At 66.4% G+C, this 14,153-nt stretch carries 12 protein-coding genes; 10 read left to right on the top strand and 2 right to left on the bottom strand.

All coding sequences use genetic code 11. From position 1 onward, the window contains the following. Window positions 1–23 precede the first annotated feature (23 nt). Window positions 24–743 carry a 7-cyano-7-deazaguanine synthase QueC gene (gene queC, locus AC1RHV_RS26300; RefSeq protein ID WP_054459441.1) on the bottom strand — a complete coding sequence of 240 codons (720 nt, stop codon included), beginning with the start codon at window positions 741–743 and terminating at the stop codon, window positions 24–26. A 222-nt stretch (window positions 744–965) separates the two neighbouring features. Here queC and ppc point away from each other — a divergent pair, with 222 nt between their 5' ends. From ppc to AC1RHV_RS26265, 7 genes are all read left to right on the top strand, one after another. Beyond that, window positions 966–3,815, top strand: a complete 2,850-nt coding sequence (gene ppc, locus AC1RHV_RS26295; protein ID WP_054459439.1) for a phosphoenolpyruvate carboxylase — start codon at window positions 966–968, stop codon at window positions 3,813–3,815. 96 nt (window positions 3,816–3,911) lie between these two features. After that, a complete protein-coding gene (locus tag AC1RHV_RS26290) occupies window positions 3,912–4,433 on the top strand; it encodes a sigma-70 family RNA polymerase sigma factor (protein WP_175160902.1) in 522 nt (173 codons plus the stop codon). 6 nt (window positions 4,434–4,439) lie between these two features. Continuing rightward, window positions 4,440–5,441, top strand: coding sequence for a FecR domain-containing protein (locus AC1RHV_RS26285; protein WP_119450272.1), 1,002 nt, complete (start codon window positions 4,440–4,442; stop codon window positions 5,439–5,441). Between the two features lie 120 nt (window positions 5,442–5,561). Beyond that, window positions 5,562–8,021: a TonB-dependent siderophore receptor gene (locus tag AC1RHV_RS26280; protein WP_346547327.1), complete on the top strand. Its 2,460-nt coding sequence runs from the start codon at window positions 5,562–5,564 to the stop codon at window positions 8,019–8,021. A gap of 279 nt (window positions 8,022–8,300) precedes the next feature. Further along, window positions 8,301–9,236, top strand: a complete 936-nt coding sequence (locus tag AC1RHV_RS26275) for a 3-hydroxyacyl-CoA dehydrogenase family protein (RefSeq protein ID WP_054459431.1) — start codon at window positions 8,301–8,303, stop codon at window positions 9,234–9,236. 180 nt (window positions 9,237–9,416) lie between these two features. After that, window positions 9,417–10,757, top strand: coding sequence for a short-chain fatty acid transporter (locus tag AC1RHV_RS26270; RefSeq protein WP_054459429.1), 1,341 nt, complete (start codon window positions 9,417–9,419; stop codon window positions 10,755–10,757). Window positions 10,758–10,788: 31 nt separating this feature from the next. Then, window positions 10,789–11,517 (top strand): SDR family NAD(P)-dependent oxidoreductase, encoded by a 729-nt coding sequence (locus tag AC1RHV_RS26265; RefSeq protein WP_054459427.1) that lies wholly within the window; start codon window positions 10,789–10,791, stop codon window positions 11,515–11,517. A gap of 47 nt (window positions 11,518–11,564) precedes the next feature. On the opposite strand, the gene AC1RHV_RS26260 is transcribed toward AC1RHV_RS26265, so the two are convergent. Further along, complete coding sequence (locus AC1RHV_RS26260) at window positions 11,565–12,347, bottom strand: IclR family transcriptional regulator (RefSeq protein WP_054459426.1); 783 nt, start codon at window positions 12,345–12,347, stop codon at window positions 11,565–11,567. Window positions 12,348–12,492: 145 nt separating this feature from the next. On the opposite strand from AC1RHV_RS26260, the gene AC1RHV_RS26255 reads away from it, so the two are divergent. Genes AC1RHV_RS26255 through catC form a run of 3 tightly spaced genes read left to right on the top strand, consistent with a single transcriptional unit; the run spans window position 12,493 to window position 14,151 of the window. After that, window positions 12,493–13,182 (top strand): 3-oxoacid CoA-transferase subunit A, encoded by a 690-nt coding sequence (locus tag AC1RHV_RS26255; protein WP_013396544.1) that lies wholly within the window; start codon window positions 12,493–12,495, stop codon window positions 13,180–13,182. Continuing rightward, a complete protein-coding gene (locus AC1RHV_RS26250) occupies window positions 13,179–13,823 on the top strand; it encodes a 3-oxoacid CoA-transferase subunit B (protein ID WP_013396545.1) in 645 nt (214 codons plus the stop codon). The genes AC1RHV_RS26255 and AC1RHV_RS26250 overlap by 4 nt, the downstream gene beginning before the upstream one ends. 52 nt (window positions 13,824–13,875) lie before the next feature. Next, on the top strand, window positions 13,876–14,151 hold the full coding sequence (gene catC / locus AC1RHV_RS26245) for a muconolactone Delta-isomerase (protein ID WP_043546701.1): 276 nt from the start codon (window positions 13,876–13,878) through the stop codon (window positions 14,149–14,151). Window positions 14,152–14,153 lie beyond the last annotated feature (2 nt).

The following is a 14,153-nucleotide window of genomic DNA, read 5'->3' as shown; positions in this document are numbered from 1 at the left end:
GCGCGATGGCGGCGGCCGGCGTCTCAACCCTCGGCGGCGGAGGCCACCACCCATTTTTCCCAACCGATCTTGCGCAGCTTGCAGGCGGGACACTCGCCGCAGCCGTAGCCCCAGTCATGGCGCGCGCCGCGCTCGCCCAGATAGCAGGTGTGACTTTCCTCGACGATGGTTTCCACCAGCGCGTCGCCGCCCAGCCGATGCGCCAGCGCCCAGGTCTCGGACTTGTCGATCCACATCAGCGGCGTCTCGATCGTGACCCGCGAGCCCAAGCCCAGGCCCAGCGCCACCTGCTGCGCCTTGATGGTGTCGTCGCGGCAATCCGGATAGCCGGAAAAATCGGTTTCGCACATGCCGCCCACCAGCACGTCCAGCTGACGGCGGTAGCCCAGCGCGGCGGCCAGCGTCAGGAACAGCAGGTTGCGCCCAGGCACGAAAGTGTTGGGCAGGCCGTTGGCCTGCATTTCGATGGCGCGGTCGCTGGTCATGGCGGTATCGCCCACCTGGCCCAGCACCTTCAGGTCCAGCAGATGATCCTCGCCCAGGCGCGGCGCCCAGTCGGGGAAATTGCTGCGGATCTCGCGCAGCACGTTCAGCCGCGCAGTCAGTTCAATGTGGTGGCGCTGCCCGTAGTCGAACGCCACGGTTTCCACATGGGCGTAGCGGTCCAGCGCCCAGGCCAGGCAAGTGGTGGAATCCTGGCCGCCCGAAAACAGCACGAGCGCGCGACGTTGATGATTTTGCATAAATGGGGGCTTCTGGAAAGACGAAGGGACTGAAGGCTTGTACGCACAGGTGACGGCCTGCCTTTAGTGTAAACATGCTGCTGGCGGACTTTAAACCGATGCCGGCGGCCGGCGTAAAAAGTCTGCGTAAAATCTTCCAGATTCTCTTTCCCGGTTTACCTGCAACGCCTCTTCTTTCCTACCCCTTCCCCTCTCTCAGCAGCCTCGACGGATCCCCGCCAGATGAATGCCATGCGCCCGCAGTCCGATTCAGCAGAACCCTTGCGTCACGATATCCGGCTATTAGGCCGATTACTGGGCACCGTCATCGAGGAATGTGAGGGCAAACGCGTCTTCGACACCATCGAAACCCTGCGCCGCACGGCCGTAAAGTTCCGCCGCGAAGGCAACGACGCCGACGGCAAATTGCTGGAGCAGCGCGTCAAGCGCCTGCAAGGCAGCGACCCCAACTCGGTGGCGCGCGCCTTCAGCTACTTCCTGCACCTTTCCAATATCGCCGAAGACCGCGACCAGAATCGCCGCCAGCGCGCCCGCGCCATCGCCAGCGGCGCGCCCGAGCGCGGCAGCCTGCGGGACGCGGTGCAGACCCTGGGCCGCCAGGGCGTGGGCGTAGCCCGCATCCGCCGGCTGCTGGCCGAAGCCTGCGTCATGCCGGTGCTGACCGCGCACCCCACCGAAGTGCAGCGCAAGAGCACGCTGGACGTGCACCGCGAGATCGCCGGCGCGCTGACGCAGCGCGAAGGCACGCTCACGCCGGAAGAGCTGGCCGACCTGGACGCCTCCCTCCTCGGCCGCGTCGCCACGCTGTGGCAGACCCGCATGCTGCGCTACACGCGCCTCACGGTGGCCGACGAAATCGAGAACGCGCTGTCGTACTACCGCAGCACCTTCCTGCAAGTCATTCCGCGCGTGTACGGCGACCTGTCCAAGCTGCTGAGCCGCGAATCCGCCAAGCCCTTCGCCGCTCCGCCCGCGCCGCTGGAGCCCTTCCTGCGCATGGGCAGCTGGATCGGCGGCGACCGCGACGGCAACCCCAACGTGGATGCCAGCACCCTGGAACGCGCGCTGCTGCGCCAGGCCACCGTGCTGTTCGAACACTATCTGCAAGAGGTCCATGCGCTGGGCGCGGAGCTGTCCGTCACCACCTTGCTGATTGGCGTGGATGCCGAACTGCTGGCCCTGGCCGACGCCAGCGGCGACGACTCGCCCCACCGCCGCGATGAGCCCTATCGCCGCGCGCTGGTCGGCGTGTACGCCCGCCTGGCCGCCACCGCGCAGCGCCTGACGGGCCAGGACCTGGCGCGGCGCAGCACCGTCGCGGCAGCCCCCTACGAAGGTCCGCAAGAGCTGTCCGCCGATCTGGCCGTGATCGCCGCGTCGCTGGCCGCCCACCATGGCTCGCCCATCGCCAAGCTGCGCCTGGCCGGCTTGCAGCAGGCCGTGGAAGTATTCGGCTTTCATCTGGCCACGGTGGACCTGCGCCAGAGTTCCGACGTGCACGAGCGCGCGCTGGCCGAGCTGTTCACCCTCGCCGGCACGCAACGCGACGGCAAGCCGCTGGACTACCTGGCGCTCACCGAAGAGCAACGCGTCGAACTGCTGCGCGCCGAACTGGCGCAGGCCCGTCCGCTGGCCTCGCCCTGGATCGCCTATAGCGAAGACACCACGCGCGAACTGGCGGTGCTGCGCGCCGCCGCCGCCGGCCGCGCGCGCTACGGCAAGCAGGCCGTGCGCCAGACCATCGTGTCGCACACCGAAACGCTGAGCGACCTGCTGGAAGTCATGGTGCTGCAAAAGGAAGCCGGCCTCATCGCCCCGGCGGGCCAGGAGATCCAGCCCGAGGACGGCCTGATGGTCGTGCCGCTGTTCGAGACCATTCCCGACTTGCAGCGCGGCGCCGAGATCATGGCTGCCTGGCTGGACCTGCCCGAAATCCGCCAGCGCGTGAAGCTGGCGCAGAACGGCGCGCAGGAAGTCATGCTGGGCTATTCGGACAGCAACAAGGACGGCGGCTTCCTCACGTCCAACTGGTCGCTCTACCAGGCCGAGCGCGCGCTGGTCGACGTGTTCTCGGCCCGCAACGTGCGGCTGCGCCTGTTCCATGGCCGTGGCGGTTCGGTAGGCCGCGGCGGCGGCTCCAGCTTCGACGCCATCCTGGCACAGCCCCCGGGCACCGTGGCCGGCCAGATCCGCCTGACCGAACAGGGCGAAGTCATCCAGAGCAAGTACAAGGACGCCGAGGTCGGCCGCTGGCACCTGGAGCTGCTGGTCGCGGCCACGCTGGAATCCAGCCTCGCGCCGCGCGCCGAAGCCACCAGCGCGGAAGACGCGCACATGGCCCAGCACGGCCCGGCCATGTCCTTCATGTCCGAAACCGCGCAGCGCACCTACCGCGGCCTGGTCTACGACACCCCGCGCTTTGCCGATTACTTCTTCGCCGCCACGCCCATCAGCGAAATCGCAGGCCTGAACATCGGCTCGCGTCCCGCCTCGCGCAAGAAAGGCCAGCGCATCGAAGACCTGCGCGCCATCCCCTGGGGCTTTTCCTGGGCGCAATGCCGCCTGATGCTGACCGGCTGGTACGGCATGGGGTCGGCCATCGAGGCCTATCTGGAAACCGGCGCCCCCGACGCGCCCCGCTCGCGCCGCGGCCGCCTGGCCCAGCTGCGCGAAATGGCGCGCGACTGGCCCGCCTTCCGCACGCTGCTGTCCAACATGGAAATGGTGCTGGCCAAGTCCGACCTGGCGATCGCCGCGCGCTACGCGCAGCTGGTGCCGCAGCGCGGCGTGCGCGAACGCATCTTCGGCGCCATCAGCGCCGAGCACGGCCGCACGCTGGCCATGCTCAAGCTGCTGACCCAGCGCGAACTGCTGGCCGACAACCCCACGCTGCAGGCGTCGTTGCGCGAGCGCTTCGCCTACATCGATCCGCTCAATTACCTGCAGATCGACCTGATCCGCCGCCACCGCGCGGCGCAGAAGCATCCCGAGGCCGAGGTCGACAAGCGCGTGCAGCGCGCCATCCACCTGACGATCAACGGGATTGCGGCGGGGCTGCGCAACTCGGGCTAGCGATTGCTGGTGAAATGGCGCGCGGTATAGAATGAGTCTGATTCTCATCCTTTACCCGCGCCATTTTTGCCGCCTTCGCGCGTTGCAGGGGCCCGCATGTCGACCAACCAATCCGCAGCGCAGCAGGGCATCGAAGGCCTGTATGCCGATCATCACAGCTGGCTGAGAAGCTGGCTGCGTCGAAGGCTGGGCAATGCGTTCGACGCGGCGGATCTGGCGCACGACACCTATCTGCGCATCCTGCACACTGGCCGGCTGCCCGAACCGCACCAGTCGCGCCAGCATCTGGCGCAGGTCGCCCGCGGCCTGGTGATCGACCTCTACCGCCGCCGCCAGATCGAGGCCGCCTATCTCGAAGCCCTCGCCGGCCTGCCGCAGGCGCATGCGCCGTCGGAAGAAGCCCGCGCCATGGCGGTACAAGCCCTGGTCGAGATCGACGCCGTGCTGCAGAGCCTGCCAGCCAAGGCGCGCGAGGCGCTGCTGCTGCGCAAACTGGACGGTTTGAGCTACCGCGACATCGCGTCGCGGCTGGCCGTGTCGGTGTCGTCGGTGGAGAAATACGTGGCTTCCGCGCTGCTGGCCTGCTACCAGGCCCTGCACGTGCCCCCTGGCGGCTGACCGGGCATGTCCGCCACGCCCGGCATTCCGTCAAATCCCCAGGGCTTGAATCGGGCCATCGACCCCGCCATCGTGCAGCGGGCAGCCGAATGGATGGCGCGCTTGTGGTCGGAAGACGTCAACCCCACCGACCAGTCCGACTGCGCCCGCTGGCGCGCGCAACATGCCGACCATGAACTGGCCTGGCAACGGCTGCTGGAATTCGAGGACAAGCTCGGCAGCGTATCGCCGCAGGCCGCCAGCCACGCTCTGCGCAAACGCCCGGCTGGCGTCTCGCGGCGCCGCGCGATCAGCCTGCTAGGGCTGGGCGCAACCATCGTGGGCGTGGGCTACATCCTGCGCGGCACCGACTCCTGGCAAACCGCAACGGCCGACTACCGCAGCGGCACTGGCGAAATCCGGACCATCACCCTGCCGGATGGGTCCAGCGTGACGCTGTCCACCGCGACCGCCATCGACCTCAGGTTCACCGCGGACGAACGCGTGGTGGTGCTGCACGCCGGAGAAATCCTGGTAGCAACCGCGCCAGATCTCGCAGCCATGGCCCGGCCATTCCGGGTGCGCAGCCGCCACGGCTCCATCCAGGCCCTGGGCACCCGATTCTCGGTCAGGGACGATACCGAAACCTCCCGCGTGGCCGTGTTCGAAGGCGCCGTGGAAATCCGTCCCCTCGGCGCACCGGAACAGGCAGTCCTGCTTCAAGCCGGCCAGGGTTCGCGCTTTTCGTCAGGCGGCGCCGCGGCACCTAGTCCTGCGCAGGAAAGCGCGGCGGCCTGGAGCCGCGGGGTATTGGTGGCCGATGCCATGCGCCTGGACGAATTCCTGGCAGAACTGGCCCGCTACCGGCCAGGCCTGCTGCGCTGCGATCCCGAGGTTGCGGGCCTGCTGGTGAGCGGCGTCTTTTCCGTACGCAACACGGACCGGGCGCTGGACAACCTCACGCGGGCTCTGCCGGTGGCGGTTAGCTACCGGACGCGCTACTGGGTGACAGTGCAGGCAGCGCAATGACGGCCAATCGGCTGTCGCCGTTACAAACTTTTCGAGGCGGCAATTGCGGATTCGGCGTTCTTGCTCGGGATATAGGGTGACCCCCTTCCATCTCCAGCACGAACCGCAAGGCATCACCCAATGTCCCGTCACCCGCAGCCCAGGTCCCATTCCCACGCGCCAGCCACGCCAGCGCTCCGCCCCGCGATTCCCCGCCTGATGCGCCTGGCGCTGTTTCTCAGCGTGGCGTTCTGCGTCATCCCTGGCGCGACCGCCACCGCGCAGGCGCAGAGCGTCGACACCAGGCGCAGCTACGACATCGCCGGCGGCCCGCTGAGCCAGGTGCTCAATGCCTACGCCAGCGCGGCCGGCGTAGAACTGAGCATGGACGCCGCGCTGCTGCATGGAAAGCGCAGCAACGGCCTGTCAGGCAGCTATTCGGTGCGCGAAGGCTTCGGTGAATTGCTGCGCGGCCAAGGCCTGCAAGCCCTGCCGGAAAGCAACGGCAGCTACACGCTGCGCCCCGCGCCGGCGTCGCACCACGACGCCACCACGCTCGAAGCCGTGACCGTCACCGCGCAGGCCGCGGAGACCGCCACCGGCCCCCTGCATGGCTACGCGGCCCGGCTCAGCGCGACCGGCACCCGCACCGACACGCCCATCATCGAAACGCCGCAATCGATCTCGGTCGTGGGCGCGGAGGAAATCGACACCCTGAAATCGCAGAGCATTCAAGATGCGCTGGGCTATGTGGCGGGCGTCAGCCGCGCTGAAGGCATGGACCGCACGTCTGACAGCCTGTTCCTGCGGGGCTTCCGCAGCAACCTGGGCAACTACTACCGCGACGGCATGCTGTACACCGTGAACATCTACAACGGGCGGCAGGAGGTGTATGGGCTGGAGCGCATCGAGTTCCTCAAGGGCGCATCCTCCGTCCTCTACGGCTCCGCGTCGCCCGGCGGCATCATCAATACGGTCAGCAAACGCCCCACCGTGGAGCCGCTGCGCGAACTGAACGTTGAAGCGGGCAACTACAGCCGCAAGCAGATCTCCGGCGATTTCGGCGGCGCGCTCGATGAAGATGGCAAGTGGTCGTACCGATTGACCGCCTTGCTGCGCGAGAGCGATACGTTCATCGACCATGTGCCTGACGATCGGACCTACATCGCGCCTGCCATCACGTGGCAGCCAAGCGCCGCCACCTCGCTGACCCTGCTTGCGGAATACCAGAAGGACCACACCGTCTACGTTTATGGCCTGCCGGCGCAAGGCACGGTGCTCCCCAACGTCAACGGCCGGATCCCACGCAATCGTTTTACCGGCGAGCCTGGTTTCGACAAGTTCAACATGGAACGCTATTCGATCGGCTATCTGTTCGAACACGCCTTCAACAGCCAGCTTAAGCTGCGCAACAGTGCACGCTATTTCCATGCGGACAGCACCTATCACTCCACCGACATCTGGCAGCTCGCGCCCGACCAGCGCTGGACCGCCGATCGCGGCGCCATGCCACGCTGGGATCGCTCCTCCGCCCTGATCTCCGATACGTCCTTGCAATACGAGGTGGGCAGCGGCATGGTGCGCCACACGCTGTTGGCGGGCATCGATTACTCGCTGCCCAAACACGAAACCGAACGCTATATCCGCAGCAACAACAACATCGACCTCTACGATCCTGTGTATGGCATGCCGCTAGGCCCCGTCGCGCCGTTCCCCGGGTCCTCCTCCGTCACCGACATGAAGCGCCTGGGCATCTACGTTCAGGACCAGATCAAGATCGCCGACAAATGGGTCGTCCTGCTGGGCGGACGACAGGATTGGGTCACGGTCGACGAGCACAACTTCTTCACCGACGAAAAATATGCGGACGGCGAAAAGAGCAAGGCCTTCACCGGCCGCGCCGGCCTGGTCTACCTGGCCGACAACGGGCTGGCGCCGTTCCTCAGCTATAGCGAGTCATTCGAGCCTACCAGCGGCCAGGACCGCCAGGGCAGCCGCTTCCAGCCCACCACCGGCCAGCAGTACGAAGCCGGGCTGCGCTACCAGCCCGCCGGCTCGGACACCATGCTGTCGGCGGCGGTCTACCAGCTGACCCGCAAGAACATGACCGTGACCGACCCCTTGGACACGTCCTATCAGATACAGGCCGGCGAGGCGCGGACCCGCGGCCTGGAACTGGAGGCGCGCACCCGCATCGGCCGCAATGCCAACCTGATCGCCGCCTACGCCTACACCGACGCGCGCACGCTCAAGGCCAGCCCCCTGCAACCCGACGAGGAAGGCAAGCGCCTGAGCTCGGTCCCCTACAACCAGTTCTCGCTATGGGGCGACTATGGTTTCGGCGACTTCGGCCTGCCTGGCTTGAGAATCGGCGCTGGCCTGCGCTATGTGGGCAGCACCCGCGGCATGGCGCACGGCATGCCGGTGGAGGTGCCATCCTTCACCTTGTTCGACGCCATGATCAGCTACGCGACGGGGCCATGGAAGTTCGCGCTGAACGCGTCCAACCTGACCGACAAGACCTATATCGGCAGTTGCACCTACGGCTGCTTCTACGGCGAACCGCGCCGGGTGATCGGCACCGCCACCTACCGCTGGTGAGGTCAGGCCGGCCCGCGCTCGCGCCAGAGCGCGGGCCGGCGTCCCCTGCCTGCGCACCGTCCACCAGCCGGACACCCAAAATCCCCCATTTGTCCGCCCCCCGCGACTTTTAGTACTATCTCTTTCAGAAATTCTATATACGCACAAATGTTCGTATATAGAACATAAAGATTTTTCTGGCCAGGCGCACAGGAAGGCACACCCGGAAGAGACAGAAAGCATCCTGGTTCCGCACGTGCCCGCCCGCAAGCCCGGCGTGTCAGCACCGAGCGAACCATCATGGATACTCCCCTCAAGAATCTCGCCATCGTCGGCGCAGGCGCCATGGGCAGCGGCATCGCCGCGCTGTTCGCCTCGAAGGGATTGAACGTCGTCCTGATCGACCCGATGGAAGGCGCGCTGGACCGCGCGCTGCAGACCATAGACCGCCAGTTGAATGTCTATGCCCCGGGCAACGTCCAGGAAGCGATGCAGCGCATTCAAGTCGCACCGGGGCTGGAAGCGGCCTGCAACAGCGACCTGGTGATCGAGGCCGTGCCCGAGAACCTGGAGCTCAAGCGCGGCATCTTCGCCAAGCTCGATTCCCTGTGCCCCGCGCACACCCTCTTCGCCACCAACACCTCCGGCCTGTCCATCAACGCCATCGCCAGCGCGGTAGTGCGGCGCGACCGTTTCGTGGGCACCCATTTCTTTACGCCCGCCGACGTGATTCCGCTGGTGGAAGTGGTGCGCAACGACGGCACCTCCGAGGACACGGTCGCCCGGGTGATGGCCACGCTGCGCTACGCCGGCAAGCGTCCGGTGCTGGTGCGCCAGGACATCCCCGGCTTCATCGCCAACCGCATCCAGCACGCCCTGGCACGCGAGGCCATCTCGCTGCTGGAGAAAGGCGTGGCCAGCGCCGAGGACATCGACGAAGTGGTCAAGTGGAGCCTGGGCATCCGCCTGGCCCTGTCGGGACCGCTGGAACAGCGCGACATGAACGGCATCGACGTGCACTACGCGATCGCCAGCTATCTCTACAAAGACCTGGAAAACCGCACCGAACCTTCCGAACTCCTGAAGAGCAAGGTCGAAAGCGGCCAGATCGGCGCCAAGAGCGGCCAGGGCTTCTACACCTGGAGCCCCGAACGCCGCGAGCGCGTGCTGCGCGAGAAAAGCGCCGCGCTAGGCGAACTGGCTGACTGGCTCAACGGCAAGGCCAGCGGCTCCTGACGGCCGCGCAAGCAAAGCATTCACACCATAAGGCGCGGGGCATCCCGCCACCAGCGCCAGCGGGCCACAAGCCCAACCACACAAAGAAAGCAATCGTCCCACCCGCCCCCGCCGACACCCGGCGCCGGGCGGCGCAAGACGCGAGAAAACTTAGCCTTACCGGAGTTTGTAGGAGGCACCATGAATAAACTGGCTTCATTCTTTACGGAGCTGATGCGCAAGTATCTGCCCGACCCCTTCGTCTTCGCGATCGCGCTGACCCTGCTCACCGTGCTGCTGGCCATGGGCGTCGAGGGCAAGGGCATCGGCGACATCACGCGCGCCTGGGGCAACGGCTTCTGGAGCCTCCTGGCCTTCACGACCCAGATGGCCGTGATCCTGGCGATGGGCTACGTGCTGGCCACGGCGCCGCTCACCGACCGCATGCTCAACCGCATCGTCAGCCACGTGCACAAGCCGCATACCGCCATCATCGTGGCGACGCTGGTCGGCGGCATCGGCAGCTACCTGAACTGGGGCTTCGGCCTGGTCATCGGCGGCATCGTCGCCAAGAAGCTGGCGCTGAAGGTCAAGGGCGTGCACTACCCGCTGATCATCGCCGCGGCCTACAGCGGCTTCACCATGTACGGCCTGGGCCTGTCGGCCAGCATCCCCGTGCTGGTCGCCACCCCCAATCACCCCACCGCCAAGCAGATGGGCACCATCCCGCTGTCGGAAACCATTTTCTCGGTGCCGATGCTGATCACCAGCCTGGTGATCATCGTGACGCTGCCGCTGCTCAACGCCTGGCTGCACCCCAAGAAGGGCGAGAAGATCGTTGAAGTGGACCCGGCCATCGACCGCGACGCCAACACGTCCAGCGCCGCCGAAGACATGCTGGAAAAAGGCACCATCGCCTCCAAGCTGAACAACAGCCGCATCCTGAGCCTGCTGATCGGCGCGCTGGGCATCGCCTACGTGACCTTCCACTTCATGGACGGCGGTTCGCTGGACCTGAACCTGATCAACTTCATCATCCTGTTCCTGGGCATCATCCTGCTGGGCACGCCGGCCGCCTACGTGGCCAAGCTGACCGAAGGCATCAAGACGATCTCCGGCATCATCCTGCAGTACCCCTTCTACGCCGGCATCATGGCCATCATGGCCGCCTCCGGCCTGGTCACCACGATCTCGCAAGTGTTCGTCGACGTGGCCACGCCCGAGTCGCTGCCGTTCTGGGGCCTGATCAGCTCGTTCGTCATCAACTTCTTTGCGCCTTCGGCCGGCGGCCACTGGGTCATCCAGGGTCCGTTCATGATCGACGCCGCCAAGGAAATCGGCAGCGCGCTGAACCAGACCACCATGGCCGTCATGCTGGGCAACGCCTGGAACGACCTGGTGCAGCCCTTCTGGATCCTGCCCGCGCTGGCGCTGTCCAAGCTCAAGCTGCGCGACGTGATGGGCTATACCGTCATCATGATGCTGTGGGTCGGCGTGATCCACATCACCGCCGTCCTCCTTTGGGGTTATCTGACCCACTGACCGGCGCGCTTACTCTAGGAACGGAACCGATATGAGCAAACCTACTGCGTATCTCGTGACCGGCGGCAGCGCCGGGATCGGGGCTGCGATCATCCGCATGCTGCTGGATGCGGGACACAAGGTCGTCAACATCGACTACAAGCTGCCCGAGAATCCGCCCGCGGGGCTGGTGTCTTATCAGGCCGACCTGACCGACGAAGCGCGCACCAAGGAAGTGGCCCGCGAAGTGACCGCGGCCTACAACATCGTGGGCCTGGTCAACAACGCCGGCGCGACCCGCCCGGGCACGGCCGACACGGCCACGCTCGCGGACCTGGACTACGTGGTCAACCTGCACCTGCGCACCGCGCTGATCCTGGTGCAGGCCGCGCTGCCCGCCATGCGCGAAGCCGGCTTCGGCCGCATCGTGAACATGTCGTCGCGCGCCGCGCTGGGCAAGCCGGACCGCGTGGTCTATTCGGCCACCAAGGCCGGCCTGGTGGGCCTGACCCGCACGCTGGCCATGGAACTGGGCGGCGACGGCATCACCGTCAACGCCATCGGTCCCGGCCCCATCGCCACCGATCTGTTCACCAAGAGCAATCCGGCAGGCGCGCCGCAGACCGAACGCATCATCAACAGCATCGTGGTCAAGCGCCTGGGCACGCCCGAAGACGTGGCGCGCGCCGCGATGTTCTTCCTGTCGCCGGACAACGGCTTCGTCACCGGCCAGATGCTGTACGTCTGCGGCGGCACGACGCTGGGCGTCGCGCCCATCTGAGATCCGCCGTGCGCACGCCAGCCGCCCTCGTCTCTCCCCTGCCCCGCCTAACGGCGAAGCAGGGCGTGGTTGATCTGGTCGGCCGCGCGGCGCAATGGCGGCAGAAACGCCGCCAGCATTTCCTCGCGCGTAAAGCGGTTGGCATGGCCGCTGACGTTCATCGCGGCGATCACGCGGCCGCTGCGGTCCATGATGGGCACGGCCACCGACTGCAGCCCCGGCTCCAGCTCCTGCGCGACGCAGGCGTAGCCGTCGGCGCGCACGCCGGCCAGCACGCGCTTCAACTCCGCGATGTCCGTGACGGTGTGCGGGGTGTAGGACTGGATCTGGCTCAGCGCCAGCACCCGGTCCAGCTCCGGCTCCGTCAGCCCCGCCAGCAACACGCGGCCCATCGAGGTCGCCCAGGCCGGCAGGCGGCTGCCCACGGCCAGGTTGATGGTCATGACCTTGTGCGTGGACAGGCGCAGGATGTAGACGATGTCCGCGCCTTCCAGCACCGAAACGGAACACGACTCCCGCGTCTGCTCGGCCACTTCTTCCATGTACGGCAACGCCAGGTTCCACAGCGGCGTGCCGGACAGGTAGGCGTAGCCCAGCTCCAGGATGCGCGGGGTCAGCGAGAACTTGCGGTCGTCGACGGTGACGTAGCCCAGGTGCTCCAGCGTCAGCAGGATGCGGCGCGCGCCGGCGCGAGTCAGCCCGGTCACGGCCGCGACCTCGGACAAAGTCATCTCGGAACGGTCGGGGCCGAAGGCCCGGATCACGGACAAGCCGCGCGCGAAGGACTGCACGTAGCTGTCGCTGGGTTGCTGGGTATCTTGCTCGGCCATCCGTCTACCGCGAAAAGAGTAAATGGGGATGACGCCGCGCCGGCTCGCCTTGACGCCCGGCTCATCCCCATGAAACGATGTTCTTCAGAAGAACGAAAGTTCTAATTAAGAACAAATTATGACACGCCACCTATGAGCAAACATCATGATTTCTAAGCTTGTTGCAAGCGCGGCGGCCGCCCTGGCGGACGTACCCGACGGCGCCACCGTCATGATCGGCGGCTTCGGCACCGCCGGCCAGCCCATGGAACTGATCGACGCCCTGCTGGAGCAGGGCGCGAAGGACCTGGTCATCATCAACAACAACGCCGGCAACGGCACCACCGGCCTGGCCGCCCTGCTGGGCGCCAACCGCGTGCGCAAGATCATCTGCTCGTTCCCGCGCCAGGTGGATTCGCAGATCTTCGACGGCCTGTACCGCAGCGGCAAGATCGAGCTGGAACTGGTGCCGCAGGGCAACCTGGCCGAGCGCATCCGCGCCGCCGGCGCCGGCATCGGCGCGTTCTTCACGCCCACCGGCTACGGCACCCCGCTGGCCGATGGCAAGGAAATCCGCGAGATCAACGGCCGCCAGTACGTGCTGGAGTATCCGCTGCACGCCGACTACGCGCTCATCAAAGCCGAACGCGGCGACCGCTGGGGCAACCTGGTCTACCGCAAGACCGCCCGCAACTTCGGCCCCATCATGGCCAGCGCGGCGCGCGTGGCCGTGGCGCAGGTGCGTGAAGTGGTCGAACTGGGCGAGCTGGACCCGGAAACCGTCGTCACCCCCGGCATCTTCGTGAAACGCGTCGTGCAGATCGCAGCCACCCCGGCCGCCAAGGAGCAGCAATGAGCACCAAACTGACCCGCGACCAGATCGCCGCCCGCGTGGCGCAGGACATTCCTGAAGGCGCCTACGTGAACCTGGGCATCGGCCTGCCCACGCTCGTCGCCAACCATCTGCCGGCGGACCGCGAAGTCATCCTGCACACCGAAAACGGCATGCTGGGCATGGGCCCCGCCCCCGCCAAGGGCGAGGAAGACTACGACCTGATCAACGCCGGCAAGCAGCCCGTGACGGAACTGCCCGGCTGCTCGTTCTTCCATCACGCCGACTCGTTCGCGATGATGCGCGGCGGCCACCTGGACATCTGCGTGCTGGGCGCCTTCCAGGTTTCGCAGCACGGCGACCTGGCCAACTGGCATACCGGCGCGCCCGACGCGATTCCCGCCGTGGGCGGCGCGATGGACCTGGCGATCGGCGCCAAGGACGTCTTCGTGATGATGGAACTGCAGACCCGCGAAGGCCAGAGCAAGCTGGTCGAGGCCTGCACCTATCCGCTGACCGGCGTGCGCTGCGTGTCGCGCGTGTACACCGACGTGGCGGTGTTCGACATCCGCGCCGACGGCGTGACCGTCATCGACATGTTCGGCGACACCACCGCCGATGAGCTGCTGCGCCTTACCGGCCTGCCGCTGAAGTTTTCCCGCTGAATTTTGTGCGCGCTCCGGCATCGCCGGAGCGGCTTTACAGGAGAGAGTCATCATGTTGTTCATGGTTCAAATGCAAGTCAATCTTCCCGTCGACATGCCCGCCGACCGCGCCGACAAGCTGAAGGCCGACGAAAAGGCCCTGGCGCAGCAGCTGCAGCGCGACGGCAAGTGGAAGAACCTGTGGCGCGTGGCCGGCCGCTACGCCAACGTCAGCATCTTCGACGTCGAAAGCAACGACGAGCTGCACACGCTGCTGTCCTCGCTGCCGCTGTTCCCGTACATGGACATCAACGTCACGGCGCTGGCGCGCCACCCCTCGGCAATCTGACC

Source organism: Achromobacter sp. GW823-FHT04E03 (assembly GCF_058796095.1).
This window is presented reverse-complemented; position numbering and strand designations above follow the sequence as displayed.

Excerpts from the sequence above, each read along its gene's own strand:
- queC (WP_054459441.1), bottom strand. The coding sequence starts at position 743 with ATGCAAAATCATCAACGTCGCGCGCTCGTGCTGTTTTCGGGCGGCCAG.
- ppc (WP_054459439.1), top strand. The coding sequence starts at position 966 with ATGAATGCCATGCGCCCGCAGTCCGATTCAGCAGAACCCTTGCGTCAC.
- AC1RHV_RS26290 (WP_175160902.1), top strand. The coding sequence starts at position 3,912 with ATGTCGACCAACCAATCCGCAGCGCAGCAGGGCATCGAAGGCCTGTAT.
- AC1RHV_RS26285 (WP_119450272.1), top strand. The coding sequence starts at position 4,440 with ATGTCCGCCACGCCCGGCATTCCGTCAAATCCCCAGGGCTTGAATCGG.
- AC1RHV_RS26280 (WP_346547327.1), top strand. The coding sequence starts at position 5,562 with ATGTCCCGTCACCCGCAGCCCAGGTCCCATTCCCACGCGCCAGCCACG.
- AC1RHV_RS26275 (WP_054459431.1), top strand. The coding sequence starts at position 8,301 with ATGGATACTCCCCTCAAGAATCTCGCCATCGTCGGCGCAGGCGCCATG.
- AC1RHV_RS26270 (WP_054459429.1), top strand. The coding sequence starts at position 9,417 with ATGAATAAACTGGCTTCATTCTTTACGGAGCTGATGCGCAAGTATCTG.
- AC1RHV_RS26265 (WP_054459427.1), top strand. The coding sequence starts at position 10,789 with ATGAGCAAACCTACTGCGTATCTCGTGACCGGCGGCAGCGCCGGGATC.
- AC1RHV_RS26260 (WP_054459426.1), bottom strand. The coding sequence starts at position 12,347 with ATGGCCGAGCAAGATACCCAGCAACCCAGCGACAGCTACGTGCAGTCC.
- AC1RHV_RS26255 (WP_013396544.1), top strand. The coding sequence starts at position 12,493 with ATGATTTCTAAGCTTGTTGCAAGCGCGGCGGCCGCCCTGGCGGACGTA.
- AC1RHV_RS26250 (WP_013396545.1), top strand. The coding sequence starts at position 13,179 with ATGAGCACCAAACTGACCCGCGACCAGATCGCCGCCCGCGTGGCGCAG.
- catC (WP_043546701.1), top strand. The coding sequence starts at position 13,876 with ATGTTGTTCATGGTTCAAATGCAAGTCAATCTTCCCGTCGACATGCCC.